Raw genomic sequence first — 24056 nt, forward strand, 5'->3', positions numbered from 1 at the left:
GTGCATGCGCTTGAGCGCATTAGCGCCATTAAGGCACTCACGATCAGAGATACGCCGGTTCCACCATGCTAAAAATGCGACGGGTCGCGCCGTCGGGGGACCCTGCAAGTCCTCGGGAGACGCGCCAGAACGTTTCCAGAAACGCCAGTGCTGCGCCTTGCAGCGGCTCGTATCTACGGGTGATCAGGCACGTCGTAATCTCGTCGTTGATCGCATCAAAATCGAGAGCTACAAAACGGTCGCGCATGTCCGGGGTCTCGATCAACGGCCAGGGGACTGCCGTCAGCATGTCGGTCGAGCGCACGATCGCTAGTGCAGCGCTGACCGACCGTGCGAAGTGACAACGCTGCACCGCCTCGTCTCGTTGGTCTTCCAGCAACGCACGAATAGCCTGTGCCGTGCGTTCCATCGAACGGCTTAGCAGCCAGTCGTAACCCCGCAGATCGGCGATCGTGCGCGCGCCTGCCGCCCGATGCCCCGGGCGGCAAACCACCGCGAACGAGTACGTGTAGATCGGCCGGATCTCCAGCGCGCGCTCTTGCCCTGCGTCAGGACTTGGACCGAATGCGAAATCCAATTGCCCGTTGCGCACCGCCGGGTAGTCGCCTCCAAGATGCTCGGCGATATCGAGCTGAACGTCCGGACGTTGTTCCCGAAAATCCCGTACGACCGCTGGAATCACGCCATGCATCAACCATGGGGTGACAGACATGCGAATCGTGCCGCCTCTTTTGGCGGCCGCTTGTGCCACGTCTTCGCTCGCCCGGCTCAGTTGTCCGAGGATCAATCGTGCGTGGGAGAGCAGGGCGGTGCCAGAGGGTGTGAGTCCCACGCCATCCGCCCGGCGCTCCATCAGCACCACGTTCATCGATTGTTCAAGCTCCCGCAGCGCCTTGCTGACAGCGGTCGGCGAGCGGCCGAGCCTACCCGCAGCAGCCCGCACGCTACCGTGATCGGCCACGGCGACGAGGCATTCCAGTTGATGGAGCTTCAGATCGGACGACATGGTTTCAGAGCAGAAAAAAAGGCGCGGGCAGCGCGACGGCAGCGACTCGGGCTGGGGCGTGACATTGAATCATCGAACGCGCTGGCACGGGTGTCAACCTAGGGTTGACGCGAAAATTTGTCGTTGCCTATTCGCTGGAAATTGACGTGGCTACCATGCGTCGAAATTTCATGAGCCGAACGCAAGCATTTTTCAAATAGGGCCGCCCCAGGGGCCACTTAGGCACACGCACAGGAGACAAATGAGCCGCATCCCCATCTGCACCGGCACGACCGCCTATCGACGCCCCTTGCGCGTTGCACTGAGCGGCCTTGCCACGAGCGCGTTACTGGTCGTGGGCAACACCGCTGCGCGGGCTGAGGTGCAACTGTACGGCGCCGTCGATAACTACGTCAGCTACGACTCGGGGGGCAAGGGCAGTTCGACACAAGTCGGCAGCGGTGCGGGTTCGACCTCACGTTTCGGGCTGACAGGCACGGAGGATCTGGGCGGGGGCCTCGAATCCGGTTTCCGGCTGGAATCGGGCTTCACCGCCAACAATGGCACGCTCCAGTCAACCAACACCATCTTCAATCGGGAAGCGAACGTGTGGTTGAGCTCGCGCCGCTACGGCATGCTCAAACTCGGCCGTCAGTTTCCGACGATCTTCCCGCTCTCATCGCAGGTCGATCCGTACGCCCTGACCAAGCTGTCGCTGATGTCCAATCTGGCCTACGCGACATCGGATCTCGGGGGGAGCGCGACAGGTATCGATTCGCGTGTGGCGAACGCCGTGAGCTACACCACGCCGGATATGAGCGGTTTCTCAGGGCAGGTGCTGTACGGCTTTAGTACCGCCAGCGCCAGCGGCGCACCGGCGCACTTCACCGGCTACCTGGCGCAATACGAAGGCCAACGCCTGTATGCAGGCCTGTCGTACAACGTGGTACGCGACGACTTGTCCCGGGCCACCGACCACTACGGCGCAGGCTTGTCCTACAAGATCGGCAGCTCAACGCTATCGCTGGCTTACAACCGCATCGTGCCCAGCGTCGCATCGGGGCGCATTGCGACCACGTATCTGCTCGGCGCAACCGTGCCCGTCGGTCCGCATGTTTTCAAGTTGTCGGTCATCGAGCGCCTGGTGGCCGGTGGTGGCAATCATGCGTTCGGCGCGCTGGGCGGCTACGACTATCAGTTGTCCAAGCGCACCGCGTTGTATGCGCGCATGGCCTGGATCAACAACGGCGGGGCATCGGCACTCACGCTCGATAACGCACAGACCAGTGCCGGACGCGACGTGTTCGTGACGGCGTTGGGCGTAACGCACCGTTTCTGAATTTGTGTTGTTCAAGGCGAGCGCATCGCGCGCTCGCCTTTCTGTAATTTCTGTATTGGAGACACGATGCCCCACGACACCACTGAGCACGCCTTTCCGGCGGTGATCGAGGCCGACATCCCGGCCGACATTCTCGAACACGACGCCAGCATGCGCGCGCTGCGTCATCAGATTCACGCGCATCCGGAGCTGGCTTACGAAGAATTCCAGACGAGCGACCTGGTGGCCGGCAAGCTCACAGAATGGGGTTACACCGTCTCGCGCGGCATTGGCGGCACCGGTCTGGTGGGCACCCTCAAGGTGGGCGACAGTCCTCGAACCGTGGGTATACGCGCGGACATGGATGCGTTGCCGATCCAGGAGGCCACCGGTAAGCCTTACGCCAGCCATCACGCTGGGAAAATGCATGCCTGCGGTCATGACGGGCACACCGCGACATTGCTGGCGGCGGCTCGCCATCTGGCCAAGACGCGCGACTTTGACGGTACTTTGCATCTGATTTTCCAACCGGCGGAGGAGGGGCTGGCCGGCGCAAAGAAAATGATCGAAGACGGTCTGTTCGAGCGTTTCCCGTGCGACGCTGTGTTCGCGTATCACAACATGCCGGGCTTTCCGGTCGGCAAGATCGGTTTCCGAGCCGGCCCTGCCATGGCATCGTCGGATACGGTGATTATTCGGGTGCACGGCCGTGGCGGGCACGGTTCGATGCCGAACGACAGTGTTGATTCGGTGCTTGCGGCGTCGCACATCGTTGTGGCGCTTCAATCGATCGTGTCGCGTAACGTCGACCCGCGCCGCATGGCGGTGGTGACGGTCGGGGCGATTCACGGCGGCGATGCGCCCAACGTAATTCCGGACAGCGTGGAGCTTCGCCTGTCCGTTCGGGCGCACACACCGAAAGTGCGCGAGCAGTTGCGTGATCGCATCGTCGAGCTGGTGAATGCACAGGCCGCCGTGTTCGGCGCGCATGCCGAGATCGACTACCGGTGGCGATATCCGGCGTTGATCAACGACGCCGACATGACCGAATTTGCGCGGCAAGTGGCGCTGGACTGGCTGGGCCCCCAGGGGCTAATGGAGGACTTCGAACCGCTGACCGGCAGCGAAGACTTCTCGTTCATGCTGGAGAAGTGCGCCGGCAGCTACCTGATCATCGGTAACGGAGAAGGCGCCGGTGGCTGCATGGTGCACAACCCGCATTACGATTTCAACGACGCGCTGCTGCCGATCGGTGCAACGTACTGGACACGTCTGGTCGAGCGCTTCCTGAGCCCGGAGCAAACAGCATGACGACGCGTCTCGACACGACATCGGCACAGACTGTGCATGGCACCGCGAGCCCGCGACCTGTGTCGCTCACGAAGAAGATCGTCGCGATCACGGTGGGTAACGGACTGGAGTTCTTCGATTTCGCGATCTACACCTACTTCGCGACCGTGCTGGGCAAGCTGTTCTTTCCGGCGGCCTCGCCGTTCACGCAGTTGCTGCTGTCGCTGGCGACTTTCGGGGTGGGCTTTGTGGTGCGTCCGCTGGGGGGCATCGTGATCGGCACCTATGCCGACCGTCATGGACGCAAGGCCGCGATGACATTGACACTGTGGCTGATGGCCGCGGGATCGGCGGTGTTCGTCGTGGTGCCGACGTACGCGCAGATCGGCATGGCCGCACCGTTGCTGCTGATCGTAGGCCGGCTGGTACAGGGGTTCGCGGTGGGCGGGGAGGTGGGGGCATCGACGTCGATGCTGCTTGAATACGCCAATGCCAACAATCGCGGTCTGTTCGCGAGCTGGCAGTTGTTTAGTCAAGCGTTCTCGACGCTGCTTGGCTCGCTGGTGGGTCTGGTGCTGACAGCTTCCCTGTCGAATGAACAGTTGCTTGCATGGGGTTGGCGGGTGCCATTTCTGATTGGTCTCGCGTTGATTCCATTGGGTACCTACATCCGCAAGCATCTGGATGAGACGCACGAAGTGGAGCCGTCCAAACGCAATGCCCGCAGCCCGGTGGCGCAGGTGTTGGTAGAGCATCGGCGAGCGTTGGTACTGGGCATTCTCATGACCGCTGGCGCGACCTCGTCGAACTACATCTCGCTGCACTACCTGACTAACTATGGTGTGGGCGTGCTAAAGCTGTCGCTCTCGAGCGGGTTGTGGGCGTCGTTCGTGGCAGGTGGGTTGCAGATGGCGCTGGCTGCGGTGGCCGGTATCGCGAGTGATCGTTGGGGGCGCAAGCGCGTGGTGACGATCGCTCGTGTGATCTTGCTGGTATCGATCGTGCCGGCATTTGCATGGTTGACGGCGGCCCCCGACACTGTGCGGTTGCTGGTGGTCGCAGCGGTGCTGACGATCCCTACCGTGTTCATATCGGTGACAACGGTCACGATGATTACCGAGGTGTTCCCGCGTCGCATCCGAGCGACCGGGCTGGCGATTGTCTATGGTGTGGGGGTATCGGTGTTCGGCGGGTTTGCGCAGTTCATTGCGACGTGGCTGATTACCGTGACCGGTTCCAAGTTGGCACCGGCGGGCTATGTGATCGCTATCAGCCTGATTTCGCTGGTGGCGGCACTCAAGAGCCGGGAAATGTCGCGTGTGGCGCTGGACTAATACGCTCGACGCAAGGTTGGCTTGACGGTCTGGCGCGACAAGCAAGGGTTTGGGGTCGCCGAAGTGGTCATTTCTTCGGACCGCATGGGAGGCGGCCTCCCTTGAAGTCAGGTCGTGGCTGATACTGCCATTCGTCGCGAGCGTCGCCGCAGATACAGTTTGTTGAGCACCAGTGCAGACGCAGTCATCGCGGCGCCGAGTACTTGCGCCCCGCCTTCAACGGCGTAGCTGACGAGACCCCTCCGACTCGCCTGCGCGGTTACCGTTTTCATCTCCGGCAACCGCGCTATTCCCATTGATGCTCCTCTGAAATTAGAAATAAAAGCGGTTACCAAGGCGCGTAGTGACTACTTGAAAACAGTGGAATGGCCATCCCTTGTTCGAACGGCTACGGTCACGCTGCGGGGAGTGATCTGCGCAGTGCTGAGAAATAAAGTCGGTTACGCCGATGATAACGAACGGCGGTTTTGGACCGTCAGATTTGCCGAAAGCGGGCATCCACTCCCCGCACAGAACGAGCGGCAACGTGCAAGGCGGTAAGACCACCAACCTCAGACTAGCGGGTCTCGTACTCTACAGTTGGATAGAGGGGAAATGCTCGCTTACCCAATCGTCCAATCCCTGCAACGTAGTGCACTCGATCTGACCACTTGTCGAGGTATTCCAGACGTAAATCGACTCTCCGCGGCCAAGTCGCTGCTGGAGAATTCGAAGTTTCGATCGCAACCAATCTGCCGTCGATGCAGCGTCGTAATGATATGCGCCAATAAACCGCATATAGGTATCGCGATCAACCTTCCCTCCGTCTTCTAGCGACCGATCTAATTCGGCATTAAACGCGTCGGCGTCGCTCATCACACGCATCTCGGTTTCCCTTGCGGCATTATTGATCGTGGCTTCGTCGATGATTCGCTGCAAGAATCCGGGGCTCTTTCGCTACGGCAAGCCCATAAATAACAAACTGAATCGAACGCGGCGTAGTACGGCGTGCGCAGTTGCAGACCTGCCGCGAGGCACTACTCTGAAAAATTGTCAGCGAACTTGATAACTGCGTCGAACGGCCGGTTGTGGCCGACCTCGGCCATTTATGCAAGGCTGTTTTCGACCCACACCGGCCCTTCGATTTTGCGTGCCATCAAAGGTAACTTCCGACCCTGAGCAGACCTTCAGAATTCTCGAAATCGGCCGTTAGGTGAGATGAGCGAAAAGTCCGGAGAAAGAAAAACACCATGAATGACAACGCTACCCCACTGTCCGCACGCAAACTCCGCAAGAAGTCTCTCTTGATGATCATCGCGGCCCTTGCAGTAGGAATATCAACTGCAGTTCAAGCGAACGGCAACAAGGTGTCTGTCGGCATTGAGCAAATCTCCATTCCTGGTATCTCGGATTTCGAAAACTACACTGACGACCCCAGCGGCCGTCGGATCGCTGACCTGGTGATCGGCTCCGACGCGAAACTTCTCAGCTTTCAAGCGCAATCCGGACCGCTAAAGCGATACCTCATCGTCAAGGTACCGAGAGCTGTCATATCGGATTACATGACAATCCGTGAGTTTCGCACCTACACTGCCTATAGCCGCGACAACTTCAAAAACCAGGAGCACATCGCCGCTTTGTCGAACAATCAGGCGCTTGAACGACGTGCACCACTGAATGCGGCGCTTGCGCCGGGGCGCGACCTCGAAAACATCAAATTCGATACCCCGGTCCCAATTGGCATTGATCGCGACGACAACGTAGCATTCACTGACACGGTACTAACTCCCGTAACGGTTACGGTGGATAGCAGGCGACGATCGGTGGTCAACGCAATGTGCACGAGTGCTATTTTGATCAAGGGCAAGTACATCATCGCTCAGTTATTTGCTCCGGGGGGGAAGTCGAGTGGGCACGATCTACTTGTAACAAGTTCGTTGCCGACCTCGCAGAAGAAAACAAATGACCGGCTGTTCAGCGGAAGTTCCCTGACAACTCAAGGCCTTTGAGTTTTGGAATCCACGAACCAGAAACCTGTAACTAATCAGATCAAGAAAGATCCCACCAATCGGTGCACGCTTGGCGCACGGATGCTGGAATTTTCGCCAAGAAAATAGTCCTCATGGTTTCTGCCGACTACGCTGATGCGTGATTGGATAGCAGTGTGTGGAGTGCCCACGAACTCAGGCCAAGTCAGATTGCCCCGGTCGCCGTCCGCAATATTCAGATTTCACGGGGCACCATAGCTGTTGTAATCCCGGCGTCCCCCCGTTTTCAGTAGCGCTCGGCTTTGGAGCCCGAGGTTAATTTAGCAGCGTTCGCCATCAGTTGGCGGGCGTAGGTTGCAGGCGCCAGCCCCCCCGATCATTAAGACCACGTGGCGGAACACCGGCACCGCATGGCTGAGCTTTTCGCGTTTCAGCCCTGGGTGCGCCATGTGACCGCCACGATGAGCGCCATCGGAGACATCCAGTCGCTGCAGTTCGAGATCATGAAGACCCGCAGCCGCATCACTACCGATGAGTCCGCGACCAGGCTCATCGGGCGAGGTTCAGTTGAAGCTCGTTAAGCGCAAGTGCTTTAGCACGATGCAACCAACTCCGGTATCACATCAAATAGATCGCCCACCAGACCGTAGTCAGCCACCGAGAAGATCGGCGCTTCCGGATCCTTGTTGATCGCCACGATCACCTTCGAATCCTTCATCCCGGCCAAATGCTTAATCGCACCCGAGATACCGACGGCCACATACAGTTGGGGGGCGACGATCTTGCCCGTCTGACCGACCTGATAGTCGTTCGGCACGTAACCGGCATCGACCGCTGCGCGCGATGCGCCCAGCGCGGCACCCAGCTTGTCCGCCAGCGGCCCCAGCACCTTCGTATAGTTCTCGCCGCTACCCAGCCCGCGACCACCCGAAACGATGATCTTCGCCGAGGTCAGTTCTGGACGGTCCAGCTTCGTGACTTCGCGACCCACGAAATACGCGAGCCCCGAATCTGGAGCCGCCAGAACTGATTCGATAGAGGCGGTGCCTCCGAACGCGGGGGCGGCATCGAAGCCCGTCGAGCGCACCGTGATCACCTTCACCTTATCGGCGCTTTGCACCGTCGCAATCGCATTACCTGCGTAGATCGGGCGCTCGAACGTGTCCGCGCTGTCGACCTTCGTGATGTCCGAGATCTGCGCCACGTCGAGCAACGCCGCGACGCGCGGGGCGATGTTCTTGCCGTACGCCGTGGCCGGGGCCAGGATGTGCGAGTAGTTGCCCGCAATCGACACCACTTCGTCGGCGATGTTCTCAGCCAGACCGTCGCCGAAGTACGCCGCGTCGGCGAGCAGCACCTTCTTCACGCCAGCGATCTGCGCAGCCGCGTCAGCCGCTGCCTTCGCGTTGCTGCCTGCGACCAGCACGTGCACGTCGTCGCCGCATTGCAGCGCTGCCGTCACCGTATTGAGGGTGGCCGATTTGATCGCGTTGTTGTCGTGTTCTGCAATGACCAGAATGCTCATCTCGTCGTCTCCCTTAGATAACCTTGGCTTCGGTCTTGAGCTTGTCGACGAGCGCTGCTACGTCCGCCACCTTCACCCCTGCGCTGCGCTTGGGCGGCTCCGCCACCTTCAGCGTCTTCAGACGCGGGCTCACGTCCACGCCCAGATCCGCAGGCTTCACGGTCTCCAGCGGCTTCTTCTTCGCCTTCATGATGTTGGGCAGCGTCACGTAACGCGGCTCGTTCAGGCGCAGGTCCGTCGTGATCACCGCCGGCAGCGACAGCGACACGGTCTCAAGACCCCCGTCCACTTCGCGCGTCACTTGTGCACGGTTATCCGCCACCGACACCTTCGAGGCGAACGTCGCCTGCGGCAACTTGGCGAGTGCCGCGAGCATCTGACCCGTTTGGTTGGAATCGTCGTCGATCGCTTGCTTGCCGAGGATCACCAGTTGCGGTTGCTCCTTGTCCACCAGCGCCTTGAGCAGCTTGGCCACAGCCAGCGGCTGCAACTCTTCGTCAGACTCGATCAGGATCGCGCGATCCGCACCGATCGCCAGCGCCGTGCGCAGCGTCTCCTGCGACTGGGCCACGCCCGCCGACACCGCGATCACTTCCGTCGCCACGCCCGCTTCCTTCAGACGCACCGCCTCTTCCACTGCGATTTCGTCGAACGGATTCATCGACATCTTCACGTTCGCAATGTCGACGCCACTGCCGTCGCTCTTCACGCGAACCTTTACGTTGTAATCCACTACCCGTTTGACGGGGACAAGCACCTTCATCTCACTACCTCCAAACCAACAAGAACAGAACTCCGGCCTTCAGACGTCTATCTGCACGCGGCGTCGCAACACGCGAGTGAGGACTGAGTAGTACGCGACACCAGCGGCAAGCCAACATAGACCGAGCGTCCACGTGTCGCGCCCCATCGCGTAAAGCGCAGCGCCCACGGCAACGAAGCCAGCTAGGGGTACCAGAAGATGGCGCCCCCACTCTCGCGAGCGTTTGCGCCGCACAAAATGGTTGATGACGGCGACATGAAGCACCAGGAAACCGGTCAATGCGCCGAAATTTACGAAGCTGGTGATCTGATCGAGCTTGTCCATGAAAGCGAGCGACACGCATATCGACACCACCGCCACCAGCAAGATGCTCACGTAAGGCTCGCGTCGGACATGAGAGACGCGCGCCAGCGCGGCGGGCAATTGCCTGTCACGCGCCATCGAAAACAGAATGCGCGCAATGGATGCTGTCGATACCAAAGAGTTCGCGATGCCCCACGCCAGCACTGTTGTGATCGACGTCAGCACAAAAAGCCAATGGCCGCCGGCAAGTCCCGCAATCTCGTAGAACGCCGTCTCCGGCGTCCCAGTCTGCCGCCCCGCACCAAGGTCGGCGGCAATCCACGTTTGCAGTATGAACAGCGCGCCTACAACGAATAGCGATGCAATCGTTGCTCGTCCGACGATGCGCCTGTCGCCGCCGCGAACCTCTTCGGACATCGTCGAGATGGCATCGAAGCCAAGAAATGAAACCGCCGCGACGGAGACTGCCGAGAACATCGAGGACAGGCTGAACGCCGCTGGCTGATACCAGGGGTTCATCGTCAGTTTTCCCGAACCGACATGACCGCCATACAGCGCGTGCAGCCCAGCCGCGCAAAACACGGTCAACACCACCAACTGAAACGCCAGAAGCCACTTGCTCGCGCGCGCCGTGAACTCCACCCCGAGTAGGTTGATGCCGGTGCCTACGCAAGTGAACAGCAGAATCCAGATCCAGCGCGGCAGCTCAGGGAACATCGGCGCTAACGCGGCCGCGCTACCAATGTAGAGCAAGGACGGAATCAGGATGTAGTCGAGCAGGATCAACCAGCCGGCCATAAATCCTACTGTCGGGCCTATCCCGCGCTGGGCATAGGTATAGACCGAGCCTGCCAGCGGAAAGACGGCCGACATCGACTGATAGCTGAGTGCCGTCAGCGACATGGCGAGCACACCCAGCAAGTAGGCGAGCGCGACCATCCCGTGCGAAGCATCGGCCACGAATCCATAAATCCCGAAGGGCGAGACCGGGATCATCCATAACATCCCATAGACGATCAGATCCCGAAACCCCAGGGACCGCTTGAGTTCCTGCGCATATCCAAACGACTCGACTTCCATAGGGTCACCTCTCCTCAATACTCGGTCTGTGCCGACGAACCGCACTTCAGGGTGCGGGAGTAGAGACTACTTGAATGAAAATTTTAGTACAAATAGTAGTAAACACTTAGAAAAGAAATTTATTTTTCCTTTCGAGGAAAGTGCTAGCATTTGATCATCGTTTTTCATTTTGTATTTTTTGTGATTTTATGAAAATAATTATTCACGCCCACATCCCCCAGCGGCCCAATCAAGGCGGTGCTGCGTGAGCTCGCTCATGGAATCACCATCGTCGACGTCGTCCCGCCTCTTGGGCACGTTGGATCCAGCCCCCGCACAAATTGTCCGCGGTGTCAGTGCCGACTGGTTCATCGTGTCCGATCATGCGTCGAAGGTTGTCCCTCGCACGCTCGGCGGTCTGGGGCTGCGCGCACAGGACATCGAATCGCATATCGGCTGGGATATCGGTATGCAGCAAGTCGCGCGCCGGGTGGCCGAGCGTCTCGACGCAACGTTGGTCGAGGCAGGCTTCTCCAGGCTAGTCATCGACTGCAATCGCTACCCCGAGGACCCTGCGTCCATTCCAGAAACCTCGGGTGGGATTGCTGTGCCGGGCAATCGCGGGCTGACGGCACGAGACCGCGAGCAACGCATCAATGAAATTCTTGTGCCGTATCAACATACGGTGGCAACGGAGCTCGCGCAGGTCGTGGCACGCGGTGGCACCCCAGTGTTTCTCTCGCTGCACTCGTGTACACCCTACTGGCAGGGGCAACATCGTCCGTGGGAAATTGGCATTAGCTGGTCGGGCGACGAGCGCGTTGCCAGGCCGGTCATCGAGCGCTTACAGGCACGTCCGGATATTTGTACGGGAGATAACCAACCGTACGCGCTCGACATTGGCATCGATTTCACCACGCCGGAGCACGCCATCCGGCGCGGCCTGGCGCACCTTCAGGTCGAGTTTCGGCAGGACCTGATCGCCGATGCGGTAGGTGCCATTTACTGGGCTGACATGCTCGTCGATGCACTGCTTGAGTGTCGTCGCGATTACGGGCGACATTGGCAACGCGCCGACCAGAACCTGACGGCGTTGTTGCCGCAAGCCAGCCTGCTGACACGCGCTGCGCCCGCCACAGCGAAAGGAGAACACGACGATGCGCGCTCGTGATCCACGCTTTGACATTCTTTTCGAGCCGGTGCAGATCGGCCCTGTCAAGACACGCAATCGCTTCTATCAGGTGCCGCACTGCAACGGCATGGGACACGTCCATCCCTCGGCCATGGCAGGCATGCGAGCGGTCAAGGCTGAGGGGGGATGGGGCGTCGTCTGCACTGAAGAATGCGAAATCAGTCCCTTGAGCGAGTTTTCGCCTTACATCGAAGCCAGATTGTGGGACGACCGGGATATTCCTGCTCTCGCGCGGATGGCGCAGGCGGTGCATGCCCACGGCTCTCTGGCTGGTATCGAACTGGCGTTCAATGGCTATTCGGCACCGAACCGATTCAGTCGTGAAATTCCGTGGGCGCCGTCGGACACACCGGTGCGCGGCTACGACCCGATTCAGGCGCGTGCCATGACGCTTGCGGATATCCGGCAACTTCGGCAGTTGCACCGGGCGGCCGCATTGCGTGCGCGTGACGCAGGGTTCGACATTATCTACGTCTACGCCGGACACGATCTCGGGCTGCCTTTCCATTTTCTGACGCCACGCAATAACCGTCGTCAGGACGAGTACGGCGGCGCGGTTGAGAATCGGCTGCGCTTGTTGCGCGAGTTGATCGAAGACACGAAAGACGCTGTGGGAGATCGATGTGCCGTTGCCGTCCGGCTTGCGATAGACGAGCGTATGGGACGCGAAGGGCTGGAGCGTCAAGGCGACGGCGGGGAGATTTTTGCCACGCTTGCCGAACTCCCCGATCTGTGGGACGTCAACGTGGCCGACTGGTCCAACGACAGCATGACGTCGCGCTTTTCGGAAGAAGGCTTTCAGGAGCAATTCCTGTTGGGACTCAAGGCGTTGACGACAAAGCCGGTAGTTGGCGTCGGGCGCTTCACGTCGCCGGACGCCATGGTCTCGCAAGTTCGTCGCGGCGTGATGGACCTCATTGGCGCAGCGCGCCCCTCCATCGCCGACCCATTTCTGCCCGAGAAAATCGACAGCGGACGCACGGACGAGATTCGCGAGTGCATCGGTTGCAACATCTGTGTGAGCAGCGACCACACGATGACACCGGTGCGGTGCACGCAGAATCCGACGATGGGCGAGGAGTGGCGTCGTGGGTGGCATCCTGAGCGAGTACCGCGTATCAGCGAACCCGCAAGAACCTTGGTCGTCGGCGGTGGCCCTGCGGGCCTGGAGTGCGCCCGCGTGCTCGCCGAACGGGGATATGACGTGGCGCTGGTCGACGCCGCCCGCGACCTTGGGGGGCGAGTGACACGCGAAGCGCGTCTGCCGGGGCTCTCCGCCTGGATCCGGGTCATCGACTACCGCTTGGAAGCATTGCGCCGCCTGCCAAACGTCGAGATCTATCAGGAAAGTCCCGTGGGGGCGGACGACGTGCGCGAATTCGACGCCGACCACGTTTTTGTGGCAACCGGGTCGCACTGGCGCCGCGACGGGCTCGGCCGAGCCCTGCGCTCCCCACTTGCGCAGACAGCCTTGCCAGTGATTACGCCTGACGACGTCATGGCCGGCGGCACCATCCCCTCACCGGTCGTGCTGTTCGACGACGATCACTACTACATGGGCAGCGTGATGGCCGAACTGCTGCGCTCGCGCGGCGTGGAGGTGATTTTCGTCACACCGGCCGCCGATGTCGCGACGTGGACGCATAACACATTGGAGCAATCTCGCATCCAACGACGCCTCATCGAACTTGACGTGCGCATCGTGGCTTCGCATTCAATCACTGGTGTGGGCGACGATCACGTGACGCTGGCCTGCGAATACACAGGACGCACGCACGACGTCCCGGCGGCATCGCTGCTGTTGGTGACATCCCGCGCGCCGCAACGGAGCCTGTATGACGCACTTGAGGCACAAAGTCAGCAAACAGGCGATGCGTCCGGAACGTCGCTGCATCTGATCGGCGACGGGCTTGCGCCGGGGACCATCGCGGCAGCGGTCTATTCGGGGCATCGCGCCGCAAGAGAGCTTGGGATGGCACCGCAGACGTTGATGTTCCGTCGCGAGATTCCGGCGCTCGGCGAATTCCCGTTTCCTGTTCGCCCCTCGACAGATCGCCAGTGAATGGCAATGGCATAGATCAACAAGATGTGCCGGAAGGCGCCAGTTCGGTGCCCGGACACGTGCGAAAAGCAGTACGGAGAGAGAAATGAATAGCGATTTGGCAATGTTGACGTGGTGCGACCTGAACGGCCTCGCACGGTGCAGAGCGGTTCTGCAAGACGACCTGAGCGCCGTCAAGCGCAATGGCGTGGGTTGGCCGTCGGCCGGGCAGGCAATTCTGCCGTTTGGCACCGTGGCGGAAAATCCCTGGGGACCGATGGACGAGGTGCGTCAAGTGCCGGTGGGCGCAGGCGCTCAGATACCGGCAAGCGACGGATGGCCCTCTTTCAACATGGTATTGACGCAGTCGATCACCAAGGACGGCACCCCCTGGGATTGCTGCGCACGCGCGTTCTGCGAGGCTGCCCTCTCGGCGTTGCGCGCAGAGACCGGATGGACGATGTTGAGTGCATTCGAATTCGAGTTCACAAGACTGGGTGAACCGGAGATCGCCTCACGTCCGGTCTATACCGTCGACGCGTTTCGCGCCTCTGCGAAGTTTTTCGATGCGGCGGTAGTCGCACTGCGCACTGCGAATCTGGATCCGCAGACCGTCGAGCCGGAATTTGGGAAGGGGCAGTTGGAAATCGCTTGTGGCCCAGCGCCGGGCGTGAGTGGCGCTGATCGTGCCGTGCTGGTTCGTGAAGTCCTGCGCGAAGTGGCTCGGCGTCAGAACATCAAACTCACGTTCTCGCCCAAACCCGCGCCAGACGCTGTGGGGAACGGCCAGCATGTGCATTTCAGCTTTGTCGATGCCGATGGCCATCCGGTGCTGTACGAAGCGCATTCGCCGTCACTCATTTCGGAGAAGGCCGGTGCGTTTGTGGCTGGGATCATGGCGCACGTCAACGCCATCTGCGCCATCGCGGCACCGGCACCAGTGTCGTATCAACGCCTGGGGCCGCATCACTGGAGTTGCGGATATAGCTCGTTTGGTGTGCAAAACCGCGAGGCGGCGGTGCGTGTGTGCCCCCCGGCATCTCACAACGAGAAGGATCGCGCACGCGCCATCAATCTCGAATTCCGTGCGCCCGACGCATTGAGCAACCCCTATCTGCTCATCGGTATTCTCGCCTACGCCGGGCTCGATGGCATCCGTCGAAAGCTTGCCACGCCGCCGCTCGTCGATCGTGATCCGGCAGATATGACGGATGCCGAGCGTGCGTCGTTGGGCATCACGCCGTTGCCCGCGACGCTTGGCGAGGCGCTGGACGCGCTCCAGGCAGACGAGATGGCCGCGCAATGGTTATCCCCGACCCTGCTCGACGCGTACATCAAGATCAAACGCGATGAAATTGCCGCGATGGACGGGCGTACGCCCGAAGCCGTTTGCGACATTTATCGCGATATTTACTGACCCCATGCAGACGACATCATGATTGATATCAACCACCCATTGATCGACCACCATTGCCACGGGACCATTCGCGCTCCGCTCGATCGCACCGGATTCGAGGCACTTCTCTCCGAGAGCTACATGCCACCGCCCGAGGGCGCGTCGCAGTTCGACAAACCGCTGGGACTTCTCATTCGTCGACACTGCGCACCGGTTCTCGATCTCGAACCGTTCGCTACGCCGCAAGCCTACGTCGAGCGTCGTCAGGCGTTGGGCGTTGAGGAAGTCGGACGCCGTCTGTTACGCGCCTCCGGAATCGGCATGTATCTGGTCGATACCGGTCACCGCTCCGCGCGGCTGACAGATGTTGCCGGTGTCGCCGAGTTGGCCAATGCGCCGGCGCGTGAAGTCGTGCGCATCGAGTCGGTTATCGAGGGGGTAGCACGCGAAGGTGGGGACGCTGCGACGTTCGCACAGCGTTGCGAGGCCGAACTTCGTGCGCGTTGTGTCAATGCGGTCGGGCTCAAGAGTGTTGTGGCTTACCGCTCGACGTTCAAGATCGACCAAACCCGCCCTAGCCCTCAGGAAGTGGAGGCGGCTGCATCGCGCTGGCTGTCGTCGCTCGGTGACGAGGCTCCGCGGCTGAGCGACACGGTGCTGCTGCGCTTCGGCCTGTGGATGGGAATCGACGTATGCCGCGAAAAGCGCTTCCCGCTGCAACTGCACGTCGGCTTTGGTGACCCCGATGTCTACATGCATGCGTGCGATCCGACGCATTTCACCGATTTTCTCAAAGCCACCGAGCCGTTGGGCGTGCCCATCACACTTCTGCACAACTACCCGTTCATCCGGGAAGCGGGTTGGCTCGCGGAGATCTTTCAGCACGTGTACTACGACGTCGGCGCCATCCTGAACTTCCTCGGACCGTCGGCGTTGAGCGCGATGCGTCACGCGATGGAAATGGGACCGTTCTACAAACAGTTGTTCAGTTCGGATGCCTTCGGGTTACCCGAATTGCATTACCTGGGCGCTGTGCAGTTCCGAATCATGCTCGGGCGGGTGCTCGACAGCTGGATTGCGGACGGTGCTTGCACGCTTGCAGACGCCGAGCGCATTGCCGAGGCGATTTCCGTTGGCAACGCCCAGCGAATCTATCCGCTGACTGGGGCATGAGCGCATCACACATAGGCAGATAAGTAATACCGTGTGAGCTGCGCGAGGCAATGGTTTGATGCACTCGCCCGATGAAGCGTGGGGGTCGAGCGAGTGCGTCTATTTTCTCAACAGATGCTCCACGCCAGCGGCTTCGCGAATACCTTCCAATCGAGTAATGCGGTTATGTGCATCTTGTCCAAGGCGAATGAACAGTTGCTGGCATATGAAGTCGATGAATGCCAGTACGCTGACGAACGAATCGAACGGCACGCCACTGCGCGTGTGGCACACGAACACCTGATGCGCGTTCTTTACAGCTGGCGACATGTAAGGGTCTGTCACGAGTACGATCTGCGCTTTGCGTGCGGCCGCCGCCGCCACGAAGTCCGCCGTGTCCTGCTGATAGCGCCGGAAGTCGAAGGCGACGAGCGTAGCGCGCGAATCGAGGTCTGCTAGCAGGTCTACGGCGGCACCATCGATGCCGCTGATATGCACTGTTTTTGCGCGCAGATTGTGTATGAGCTGTCGGAAGTACAGTGCCAGCGATCCGGTCTGACGTCCTCCCACGAAATAGATGGTGCGCTTGGCGTCAGCCAATTGGTCGACGAGTGCTTCGACCTCGCTGGGGTCCGTTGCGCTCATCGTGTCCGTCACGAGTTGGGTAAACAGCTTGAGCGCCGCGTCCGCGCCTTCTCCTTCGGAGAGTTGATCGGGCAGCGTCTCGAAAAGCGCCCCAGGCGAGGCAAAGCGAGCGACGACATCGGCGTGAAGCCCTCGCTGGAACTCGGCGAAGTTTCCGTAACCGAGCGTTTCGGCGAATCGCGACACGGTCGCGGGACTTACGCCGGAGGCTGCGGCGATCTCCACCACTGTCTTGAGTCCAGTGATTGGAAAGTCCGCGATCAACGTCATCGCGACACGTCGTTCGGCGGGACTGAGCGTCTGCATGGCACTACGCATACGCTCTAGTAATGTTTGGTCATTTTTTTTCATATAAGTAAGTGTAACACCCGATGAAAAATTTATTTCCTCAGCATACGCTTGAATCAAGGGTCAGCACATCAATTGCTGATTGACGTTTTCCGGTGCAAGGAATGGTAGCAAGTCCGCGATGCCACGTGTAACGCTCACGTCCCTGAACAAAAGGCGTAGTTTTTTAAAAAAATAAGTAGTTAAAAATTAGTTGTACTTATTTTTGTGGAAACCGTACCCCACGGCGCAGCACACGACCGGCACATCTTGAAAACGTGCTGGCGTCATCGCAAGGACAGGAGAAGATCGTGAAGCGATTGGCCGTTGTAGGGGTATTGGGAGCGCTTTTTTCATTGGGCGCTGAAGCACAAAGCAGTGTGACGTTATACGGATTGATCGACAGTGGATTGACGTATGCAAGCAATGATGGCGGGAAAAGCGTGTGGAAAGCGGTGAGTGGCGTTCCGGTGGGAAGCAACTACGGTTTCAAGGGCAGTGAGGACTTAGGTGGGGGACTGTCGGCGGTGTTCCAGCTTGAGAACGGTTTCGACGGATTCACTGGCAACGGGTCGGGCAGGGCATTCAATCGGCAGGCAAAGATGGGGCTGTCCAGCAAGACGTTGGGAACCCTGACGTTCGGCCGGCAATACGACTCGATTGTCGATTTCGTCGCTCCCTATACATCCAATGGTGCCTACGCTGGTTGGTATTTTTCGCACCCGCAGGACGTGGACAACACGGACAACGGTTTCATCGTGAGCAATTCGGTGAAGTATCGGAGCATCGATTACAACGGACTGTCGTTCGGCGGGCTGTATGCGTTCGGGAACGTCGTTGGCGACTTCCATCGCAACAGCGTATGGAGCGTCGGCGTGAACTATGCGAACGGCCCTCTCGGCTTCGGCGCGGCATTTCTGCGAGCGGCGTCGCCCGGCACGGGACTCGACGGGTTCTACATGAACAGCGCTACCTATACCAACACCGTGTACGGCAAGTACTTGCCTAACGCCGAATACGAAAACATCGCGGGCGCAGGGGTAAGTTACGCATTCGGCAAGGCCAAGCTGATAACCAGCTTCACGAACACGGTGTTCGTAGGCGGTGCCTCCGGTCACAACGCCAGCTTCAAGAACGTCGAATTGGCGTTGGGCTATCAGCTCCGGCCTGAGTGGTATCTGCTTGGCTCATACACGTACACCTTCGGCAACGACAACGCTACGGGCGACTCGCCGAAGTATCACCAAGTGAACTTCATGGCCGACTACCTTCTTTCCAAACGGACAGACATTTACATGATGGCCGTCTACCAGTTGGCTGCAGGCAGCGCGAGCGTCGCGCAGATCACAGGCTTCGGCGCGTCGTCTACCCGGGCGCAGGCAGCGTTTCGCCTCGGCCTGAAGCATACGTTCTGAGGTGAAGAATCATGAGCATCTACATTCGTATCGCGGCGGTCATGTTCCTGAACTTCTTCGTATGGGGCGCGTGGTTTGTGACAGCTGGACTCGTGTTGAGCAAACACGGTTTGGGCGCTCACATTGGGGATTTGTACTCGCTCGGCCCGATGGCGTCGATGATTACCCCTTTTATTGCGGGCTATCTGATCGACAAGTACTTCAGTGCCGAGCGGCTTCTCGCTGTGCTGCACATCGCTGGCGGCTTGCTGCTCTTCACCGTGCCATCGTTCATCGAGCACAGCAACAGTACCGGCCTGCTCGTGACGCTGTTCGTCTATAACCTCTGTTTCATGCCGACACTGTCGTTGACGAACAACATTGCGTTTGCACATCTCGGGCAAGCAGAGAATTTCCCGTACCTGAGATTGTTTGCGAATGTCGGATGGATCGTTCCGGGTTTCTTCATCGGAGAAGCCGGACTGTCGGATTCTACGTTGGTGTTCACGATTGCAGCGGTGGCTTCGTTGGTGCTAGGCGCTTTGAGCCTGACGTTGCCTCGTCGCCTACCTCAGGACCCAGCGAACAATGCCAACGGGCATTCTGGCAACACATTCGCGCAGGGGCTTGGCTTGCTCAAGCATCGTCAGTTTGCCGTACTGCTGGGATGCATGTTCCTCATCATGATTCCGCTCACGTTTTACTACGCCTATACCGCAACGTTCGCCGATGCCGTTGGGTTTAAACGCGTCGGTACCGTGATGACGGCGGGACAACTGAGCGACCTCGTCGCCATTGCCCTGATTCCGGTATTGATCCGCTATGTCGGTTACAAGTGGATGATTCTGCTGGCCATGTGCGCATGGGTGGCGCGCTATGCGCTCTATTCGAGCGGTGCATTGCCTCCGAGCTTAACGCTGGTCTTTATCGGCATCGCCATTCACGGCATCTGCTACGACTTCCTGTTCGTGACGGCTTTCGTCTACACCGAAAAGATTGCCGGTCCTGCCGCCAAGGGACAGGCACAGGGACTCGTGATGTTCTTCACCTACGGACTGGGCATGTTCGTCGGTGCACAGGTGGCCGGCCATATCTATAACGCGAGTTTGCCTGCCGGTGCTGCTGCCCTGAATTTGGGGGCTTGGCAGAGCTTTTGGTTGTACCCGATGGGACTATCGGCCATTGCCGCAGTGGCCCATCTGATCGGCTTTCGCCGCGAACGCACGCGCGAACCTGTAGCGATGCGTATGCCCGGTTGATTCGACGGTACGTCGCGTTGCGTGACGTACGCATAGCATTTTGATGAAGGTAGGAAACATGAGTACGCAAAATTCGATGAAAGACGTGTATCTGCAACACGACGCCCTCGGACTGGCTGCGCTGGTCAAACGTGGCGACGTGAGCGCAGCCGAGTTGATGGAAGTCGCGATCCAGATCGTGGACGAACTCAATCCGACGCTTAACGCCGTAAGTCAGCGTTGCTATGACGACGCCCGCGAGCGGGCGCAAGCCCCGATCGGCGAGGGCGTGTTTGCCGGTGTGCCGTTTCTCCTCAAGGATCTGGCGACGACCGCTTCGGGTCTGCAATCGACGAACAGCAGCCGCTATTACCGGTTGCACAGTACCGCCCCGGCGTCGGATAACGAGGCAGTGCGTCGCATGCGCACCGCCGGGTTGATTCCGTTTGGGTTTACCAACGTGCCCGAGAACGGATGGTCGCTGACGACCGAGCCAAAACTCAACGGTCCGACACGGAATCCATGGAACACGGCGCTCACGGCAGGCGGATCGAGCGGCGGTGCTGGCTCGGCGGTTGCCTCCGGAATGGTGCCGTTGGCGGAGGGAAGCGACGGTGCCGGGTCCATCCGGATGCCGGCAGCTATGTGCGGTACCGTCGGATTGAAGCCGTCGCGAGGACGCGCCTCTATTGCCCCGGCTGCGGATTTTTGGCACGGCGGCGCCGTATTCCTATGTCTATCGCGTACCACGCGCGACACGGCAGCGTTCCTCGACGTGGTGTCGGGCGGCACGCCGGGCGAGCCTTATGCGTTGCCCAAGCCTGCAACCTCATATCTTTCTGTCTTGGAGACACCCCCGGCGCGCTTGCGTTGCGGCTTCTCGGTACGCTCGCCCGAGGGAAGTGCCGTCGATCCGGAGATTGCCCGGGCCGTGCATTCGGTCGCGGCAGAACTGGGTACGCTGGGCCACCACGTCGAGCCGCACGATATGCGATTCGATATTCAAGGTTGCTGGCAGGCATACACCCGTATTCTGGCCGTGCAGGCCGCGCTTCAGTTCGAAGAGTCAACGAAATTGCTGGGCGTCGCTCCGACGCCTGAGACCCTTGAGCCCTATACGTGGTCGGCCATTGAAATGGGCAAGCGCGTCGACGCCGTCGGCCATGCCCGGGACATCGACGCCATGCGACACGGGGGCATGGCAATTGCCGCTTCGCTCGATGCCTTCGATGTCTTCGTTTCGCCCGTCATGCGCCGACTGCCGTTCCCCATAGGTTCCGCATTCGATATGTCGGTAGGCGATTGGCAGGCCTACAACGACGCATTCCTCAAGGACACGGCATTCCTTTTCCCATTCAATGTCGGGGGCCAGCCGTCCATCTCGTTGCCACTTGGCATTAGTGCAGACGGACTTCCGATCGGTGTGCAGCTTACGGCGAAGGTCGGCAATGAAGCCGTGCTGTTGCAAATTGCGTCGCTGCTTGAGAAATCCATGCCGTGGGCAGCCAAACGCCCTTTAGTGTTTGCTCACAATTAAGCTGGTGACGCCGATGGCCCGCCAACGCCTGGCGGGCCATCTTGCTACGCTTTCGCACTTCACTCATAAAAGGCTTTGGGCGCGAAGAGGTTTGTGGTGAACAAGTTCGCATTGGGCGGCGTCTTGAGTTTTTCCTTGACCTAGTCGAGGCTGCGCGTCAGCTCTGGCTCGGGTGCGATCTTGTCCTGTCGTCGACTTGTCTTCACTTGCAGTTCAGATGGGTGCGTCGCTGTCCGCAATATTCAGATTTCACGGCGCACCATAGCCGTTGTAATCCCCCTGTTCGGGGAACTGGACGACCGTATCTGCCGAGGTTAGTGGTTATCAGTTGCGAAGTTGTACTCGGTCGATACGTCCTGAAACGATTCCACATGATTCAGTCGTCGCCATTGGTCCCAAACGTACAAGGCGTCGCCGTCGTAGCTTGACGGACCGGCGAGTTGATAGATGCGTCCAGAGGCAGTGCGCCCCGCGCCCTTCTGGGTATCAAACTCTTGAATTGCGGAGCTCACGCTTCCCCGCATATCCTCGTTCACCCAGCCCACGAAATGGTGGGTTCCGCTGTCGACTTCAAACACTTGCCATCTAGCGAGGCGAGTAATCGGTTGGACCTCTACTGGCGGCGCTCTGCTGATCATGACGACAGTCTCCTGTTGTTGTGTATGGCAAATGCCACACTAATCACTGGTAGAAAACACCACAAGAAACGCAAGGCGCTTTTCTTGAGACTGCGGATCGTTCTGGAGCGGGAGGGGGCAAGAGTCATGGAAATGATGGTTTCCACCGTTCCTATACCCATTTGTGCGTGTGTTAGCTGGCGCGTCGGGTGGTAACTCCGAATCGTCGTCGGTGCCGCGCAATCTTAGGGAGGCGCGATAGCCTCATGAGGAACACCCTGAGGAGCGACCGAGTTAGGTCGGCCTCAACTTGCAACCCCGTTTTCAACGGGTAGGCAAATCAACGCAAGGAGCATCCATGCCTGTTAAGTCTTACCTCGAAAGATATGTTGTGTTATCTGGCCTTACATTGGTGGCGGCTGCGGGTGCGCCCGACTCTAGTCTCGTTTGCTCGAAGCGGAAGCGACAGTTGCGTGTTCGATTTCGCGTCAAAGGTGTCCCGGAATACCCACGGTTCACAAAAGGCCTCGAAGTTGGGGCTGACCTGACGGATTTTTTCGTGCCACTGGCGTTTAGAGAATCACGGCCCCGGTGGTCGAACTACATTCGATAGCCCGACGAAATTCTGTCGGGGTTAAGTACTGCAAACTCGAATGCGGACGTACTTCGTTGTAGTGCGTCCGCCAGTCTTCGATCGCGATCTTCGCTTCAATTCGGTTGCGAAACCACTCCATCGCCAAACATTCGTCACGGAATTTCCCGTTGAAGCTCTCGCTGGTTCCGTTCTGCCACGGCTTGCCCGGATCAATCAACGCTGTCTCGATCCGCTCCTTTACCGCCCATTTCAACAGCGCCGTGCTGACAAATTCCGGCCCATTGTCCAACCGAAGATAACGGGGCTCGCCATGCACGCTGATTAGCCGACTCAGCACTTCAATGACTCGGCTTGAGCGAATAGATCCCGCCACATCGATCGCCAGGCACTCCCGCGTGTATTCGTCGACCACCGTCAGGCATTTAACTTGCTCACCGTTTGCACAGGCATCGAATACGAAGTCATAGCACCATACCGAGTTGCGAGCTGCCGGCGCATGAGGTCTTGGACGACTGCTTCCCTCGCTGATGTTTCTTGAGATGGCCGGCTCGCCTGTTGCGCGCAACGGCATAAGCGTCATAATCTCCACGTCAAAAGCTTCAAAGTGAATTCGCATCAGTCGCAAGTGGCTGGTGTCACTTGGGCTTCATCGTCTATTTTTTCGATGTCGTGCATTTGCATGCTTCTGCTCGTGCGAGAGAGGCTTGGCGGTGCGCGTGTTGTTCTGGAGGCGTGCAAGTGAGTCACACTGACACCGACTGGACGAGGCTTGCTTCGCGTTGCGCGCGTGGTGTGATGGTTCGCAAGGGGGTGACCTACGATGACGTTGCTCAGGGCTTTGCGTCGCTCGGCATCGAGGAGTCTTTGCGCGGATTGAATGGAAAAATTCAAAGAGGGTCATTTCAGTGTTCCTTCTTCCTGCAGCTCCTTTGCGCGTGTGGTGCAGCAATCCCTCGGAGTTGGGCTCCTCATCTGACTCGGCGTGTTGATTGGTGCGAGTCGAGTCGTCGCATTTATATCGAGGAACGCCGTGCGGTTGCACGTGCTAGCTCGTTGCCTGTTGCTGCCGTCGAGGCGGCCTTGGCTCAGCCTGACCTCGCCTTAGTGCGCGAAGGATTGCTCGAGCGAGGAACGTTTCCTTTTACGTGGCTACTTCAACTCGCGGCTTTTGCGCCAGTCCCCGCGATAGAGCTGTATTTGGACCGCGACGACATCGTTGCGGCGGCGCGTGCTAACGCAATTGTGTTTGAGAGGCGTTGATCCAAGCGCGACTCACGCATTGCTCGGTTGCGCTCGACACGTGTGGCATTTGCCATACCTGTACTAGGTTGTCGCTGCGCGATATCAAGTAACAAAATCCTATCGCGAGAACGGTTTA

The 24056-nt window shown here is 59.3% G+C and carries 20 protein-coding genes and 1 pseudogene; 13 read left to right on the top strand and 8 right to left on the bottom strand.

From position 1 onward, the window contains the following. Positions 1-43 precede the first annotated feature (43 nt). Entirely contained in the window at positions 44-1006 is a 963-nt protein-coding gene (locus NA29_RS04195; protein ID WP_052252510.1) for a LysR family transcriptional regulator, read from the bottom strand. 241 nt (positions 1007-1247) lie between these two features. Between NA29_RS04195 and NA29_RS04200 the strand changes: the two genes are divergently transcribed. From NA29_RS04200 to NA29_RS04210, 3 genes are all read left to right on the top strand, one after another. After that, positions 1248-2324, top strand: coding sequence for a porin (locus NA29_RS04200; protein ID WP_052252511.1), 1077 nt, complete (start codon positions 1248-1250; stop codon positions 2322-2324). A gap of 66 nt (positions 2325-2390) precedes the next feature. Further along, on the top strand, positions 2391-3614 hold the full coding sequence (locus tag NA29_RS04205) for a M20 aminoacylase family protein (RefSeq protein WP_095178409.1): 1224 nt from the start codon (positions 2391-2393) through the stop codon (positions 3612-3614). Beyond that, positions 3611-4927, top strand: a complete 1317-nt coding sequence (locus NA29_RS04210; protein ID WP_039396016.1) for an MFS transporter — start codon at positions 3611-3613, stop codon at positions 4925-4927. The genes NA29_RS04205 and NA29_RS04210 overlap by 4 nt, the downstream gene beginning before the upstream one ends. 573 nt (positions 4928-5500) lie before the next feature. On the opposite strand, the gene NA29_RS04215 is transcribed toward NA29_RS04210, so the two are convergent. Further along, the gene (locus tag NA29_RS04215) at positions 5501-5845 is read right to left on the bottom strand and encodes a hypothetical protein (RefSeq protein ID WP_039396018.1); all 345 of its coding nucleotides are present in this window, start codon (positions 5843-5845) and stop codon (positions 5501-5503) included. A 311-nt stretch (positions 5846-6156) separates the two neighbouring features. Here NA29_RS04215 and NA29_RS04220 point away from each other — a divergent pair, with 311 nt between their 5' ends. Further along, the gene (locus tag NA29_RS04220; protein WP_072633195.1) at positions 6157-6915 is read left to right on the top strand and encodes a hypothetical protein; all 759 of its coding nucleotides are present in this window, start codon (positions 6157-6159) and stop codon (positions 6913-6915) included. Positions 6916-7304: 389 nt separating this feature from the next. Next, the gene (locus NA29_RS25650) at positions 7305-7475 is read left to right on the top strand and encodes a hypothetical protein (RefSeq protein ID WP_157127343.1); all 171 of its coding nucleotides are present in this window, start codon (positions 7305-7307) and stop codon (positions 7473-7475) included. Positions 7476-7486: 11 nt separating this feature from the next. On the opposite strand, the gene NA29_RS04225 is transcribed toward NA29_RS25650, so the two are convergent. From NA29_RS04225 to NA29_RS04235, 3 genes are read right to left on the bottom strand one after another with little or no spacing between them, the layout of a single operon-like run. Beyond that, positions 7487-8419 carry an electron transfer flavoprotein subunit alpha/FixB family protein gene (locus NA29_RS04225; protein WP_039396023.1) on the bottom strand — a complete coding sequence of 311 codons (933 nt, stop codon included), beginning with the start codon at positions 8417-8419 and terminating at the stop codon, positions 7487-7489. A 13-nt stretch (positions 8420-8432) separates the two neighbouring features. Continuing rightward, positions 8433-9182 carry an electron transfer flavoprotein subunit beta/FixA family protein gene (locus NA29_RS04230; protein ID WP_039396026.1) on the bottom strand — a complete coding sequence of 250 codons (750 nt, stop codon included), beginning with the start codon at positions 9180-9182 and terminating at the stop codon, positions 8433-8435. Positions 9183-9221: 39 nt separating this feature from the next. Next, a complete protein-coding gene (locus tag NA29_RS04235; RefSeq protein WP_039396029.1) occupies positions 9222-10565 on the bottom strand; it encodes an APC family permease in 1344 nt (447 codons plus the stop codon). A 352-nt stretch (positions 10566-10917) separates the two neighbouring features. Here NA29_RS04235 and NA29_RS04240 point away from each other — a divergent pair, with 352 nt between their 5' ends. The 4 genes from NA29_RS04240 to NA29_RS04255 all read left to right on the top strand — a co-directional run bounded on the left by NA29_RS04240 (position 10918) and on the right by NA29_RS04255 (position 16346). Continuing rightward, a complete protein-coding gene (locus tag NA29_RS04240; protein WP_157744756.1) occupies positions 10918-11715 on the top strand; it encodes an N-formylglutamate amidohydrolase in 798 nt (265 codons plus the stop codon). Next, entirely contained in the window at positions 11702-13798 is a 2097-nt protein-coding gene (locus NA29_RS04245) for an oxidoreductase (protein WP_039396032.1), read from the top strand. Before NA29_RS04240 ends, NA29_RS04245 begins: the two co-directional genes overlap by 14 nt. Before the next feature lie 85 nt (positions 13799-13883). After that, a complete protein-coding gene (locus tag NA29_RS04250) occupies positions 13884-15194 on the top strand; it encodes a type I glutamate--ammonia ligase (RefSeq protein ID WP_039396035.1) in 1311 nt (436 codons plus the stop codon). A gap of 18 nt (positions 15195-15212) precedes the next feature. Next, positions 15213-16346 carry an amidohydrolase family protein gene (locus NA29_RS04255; RefSeq protein ID WP_039396038.1) on the top strand — a complete coding sequence of 378 codons (1134 nt, stop codon included), beginning with the start codon at positions 15213-15215 and terminating at the stop codon, positions 16344-16346. Between the two features lie 99 nt (positions 16347-16445). Here the strand turns inward: NA29_RS04255 and NA29_RS04260 are convergent, their stop codons facing one another. Continuing rightward, the gene (locus NA29_RS04260) at positions 16446-17378 is read right to left on the bottom strand and encodes a MurR/RpiR family transcriptional regulator (RefSeq protein WP_224786950.1); all 933 of its coding nucleotides are present in this window, start codon (positions 17376-17378) and stop codon (positions 16446-16448) included. 230 nt (positions 17379-17608) lie between these two features. Between NA29_RS04260 and NA29_RS04265 the strand changes: the two genes are divergently transcribed. Genes NA29_RS04265 through NA29_RS04275 form a run of 3 tightly spaced genes read left to right on the top strand, consistent with a single transcriptional unit; the run spans position 17609 to position 21466 of the window. Continuing rightward, complete coding sequence (locus NA29_RS04265) at positions 17609-18712, top strand: porin (RefSeq protein WP_039402329.1); 1104 nt, start codon at positions 17609-17611, stop codon at positions 18710-18712. 11 nt (positions 18713-18723) lie between these two features. After that, positions 18724-19950, top strand: a complete 1227-nt coding sequence (locus NA29_RS04270; protein WP_052252514.1) for an MFS transporter — start codon at positions 18724-18726, stop codon at positions 19948-19950. Positions 19951-20008: 58 nt separating this feature from the next. After that, positions 20009-21466 (top strand): amidase, encoded by a 1458-nt coding sequence (locus tag NA29_RS04275; protein ID WP_039396042.1) that lies wholly within the window; start codon positions 20009-20011, stop codon positions 21464-21466. Positions 21467-21780: 314 nt separating this feature from the next. On the opposite strand, the gene NA29_RS04280 is transcribed toward NA29_RS04275, so the two are convergent. Together NA29_RS04280 and NA29_RS04285 are read right to left on the bottom strand one after the other, a co-directional pair. Continuing rightward, positions 21781-22104, bottom strand: coding sequence for a hypothetical protein (locus tag NA29_RS04280; RefSeq protein WP_039396045.1), 324 nt, complete (start codon positions 22102-22104; stop codon positions 21781-21783). Positions 22105-22655: 551 nt separating this feature from the next. Next, a pseudogene (locus NA29_RS04285) lies at positions 22656-23189 on the bottom strand (IS3 family transposase); the annotation flags it as partial. Positions 23190-23473: 284 nt separating this feature from the next. Between NA29_RS04285 and NA29_RS26545 the strand changes: the two are divergent. Beyond that, positions 23474-23938 (top strand): DUF6471 domain-containing protein, encoded by a 465-nt coding sequence (locus NA29_RS26545; protein ID WP_052252515.1) that lies wholly within the window; start codon positions 23474-23476, stop codon positions 23936-23938. Positions 23939-24056: the final 118 nt, after the last annotated feature.

Source organism: Pandoraea sputorum (assembly GCF_000814845.2).
Taxonomy (GTDB): Bacteria; Pseudomonadota; Gammaproteobacteria; order Burkholderiales; family Burkholderiaceae; genus Pandoraea; species Pandoraea sputorum.

What these genes read in the sequence shown, in the direction of transcription:
- NA29_RS04195 (WP_052252510.1), bottom strand. Translation starts at nt 1,006, where the DNA reads ATGTCGTCCGATCTGAAGCTCCATCAACTGGAATGCCTCGTCGCCGTG.
- NA29_RS04200 (WP_052252511.1), top strand. Translation starts at nt 1,248, where the DNA reads ATGAGCCGCATCCCCATCTGCACCGGCACGACCGCCTATCGACGCCCC.
- NA29_RS04205 (WP_095178409.1), top strand. Translation starts at nt 2,391, where the DNA reads ATGCCCCACGACACCACTGAGCACGCCTTTCCGGCGGTGATCGAGGCC.
- NA29_RS04210 (WP_039396016.1), top strand. Translation starts at nt 3,611, where the DNA reads ATGACGACGCGTCTCGACACGACATCGGCACAGACTGTGCATGGCACC.
- NA29_RS04220 (WP_072633195.1), top strand. Translation starts at nt 6,157, where the DNA reads ATGAATGACAACGCTACCCCACTGTCCGCACGCAAACTCCGCAAGAAG.
- NA29_RS25650 (WP_157127343.1), top strand. Translation starts at nt 7,305, where the DNA reads ATGGCTGAGCTTTTCGCGTTTCAGCCCTGGGTGCGCCATGTGACCGCC.
- NA29_RS04225 (WP_039396023.1), bottom strand. Translation starts at nt 8,419, where the DNA reads ATGAGCATTCTGGTCATTGCAGAACACGACAACAACGCGATCAAATCG.
- NA29_RS04230 (WP_039396026.1), bottom strand. Translation starts at nt 9,182, where the DNA reads ATGAAGGTGCTTGTCCCCGTCAAACGGGTAGTGGATTACAACGTAAAG.
- NA29_RS04235 (WP_039396029.1), bottom strand. Translation starts at nt 10,565, where the DNA reads ATGGAAGTCGAGTCGTTTGGATATGCGCAGGAACTCAAGCGGTCCCTG.
- NA29_RS04245 (WP_039396032.1), top strand. Translation starts at nt 11,702, where the DNA reads ATGCGCGCTCGTGATCCACGCTTTGACATTCTTTTCGAGCCGGTGCAG.
- NA29_RS04250 (WP_039396035.1), top strand. Translation starts at nt 13,884, where the DNA reads ATGAATAGCGATTTGGCAATGTTGACGTGGTGCGACCTGAACGGCCTC.
- NA29_RS04255 (WP_039396038.1), top strand. Translation starts at nt 15,213, where the DNA reads ATGATTGATATCAACCACCCATTGATCGACCACCATTGCCACGGGACC.
- NA29_RS04270 (WP_052252514.1), top strand. Translation starts at nt 18,724, where the DNA reads ATGAGCATCTACATTCGTATCGCGGCGGTCATGTTCCTGAACTTCTTC.
- NA29_RS04275 (WP_039396042.1), top strand. Translation starts at nt 20,009, where the DNA reads ATGAGTACGCAAAATTCGATGAAAGACGTGTATCTGCAACACGACGCC.
- NA29_RS04280 (WP_039396045.1), bottom strand. Translation starts at nt 22,104, where the DNA reads ATGATCAGCAGAGCGCCGCCAGTAGAGGTCCAACCGATTACTCGCCTC.
- NA29_RS26545 (WP_052252515.1), top strand. Translation starts at nt 23,474, where the DNA reads ATGGTTCGCAAGGGGGTGACCTACGATGACGTTGCTCAGGGCTTTGCG.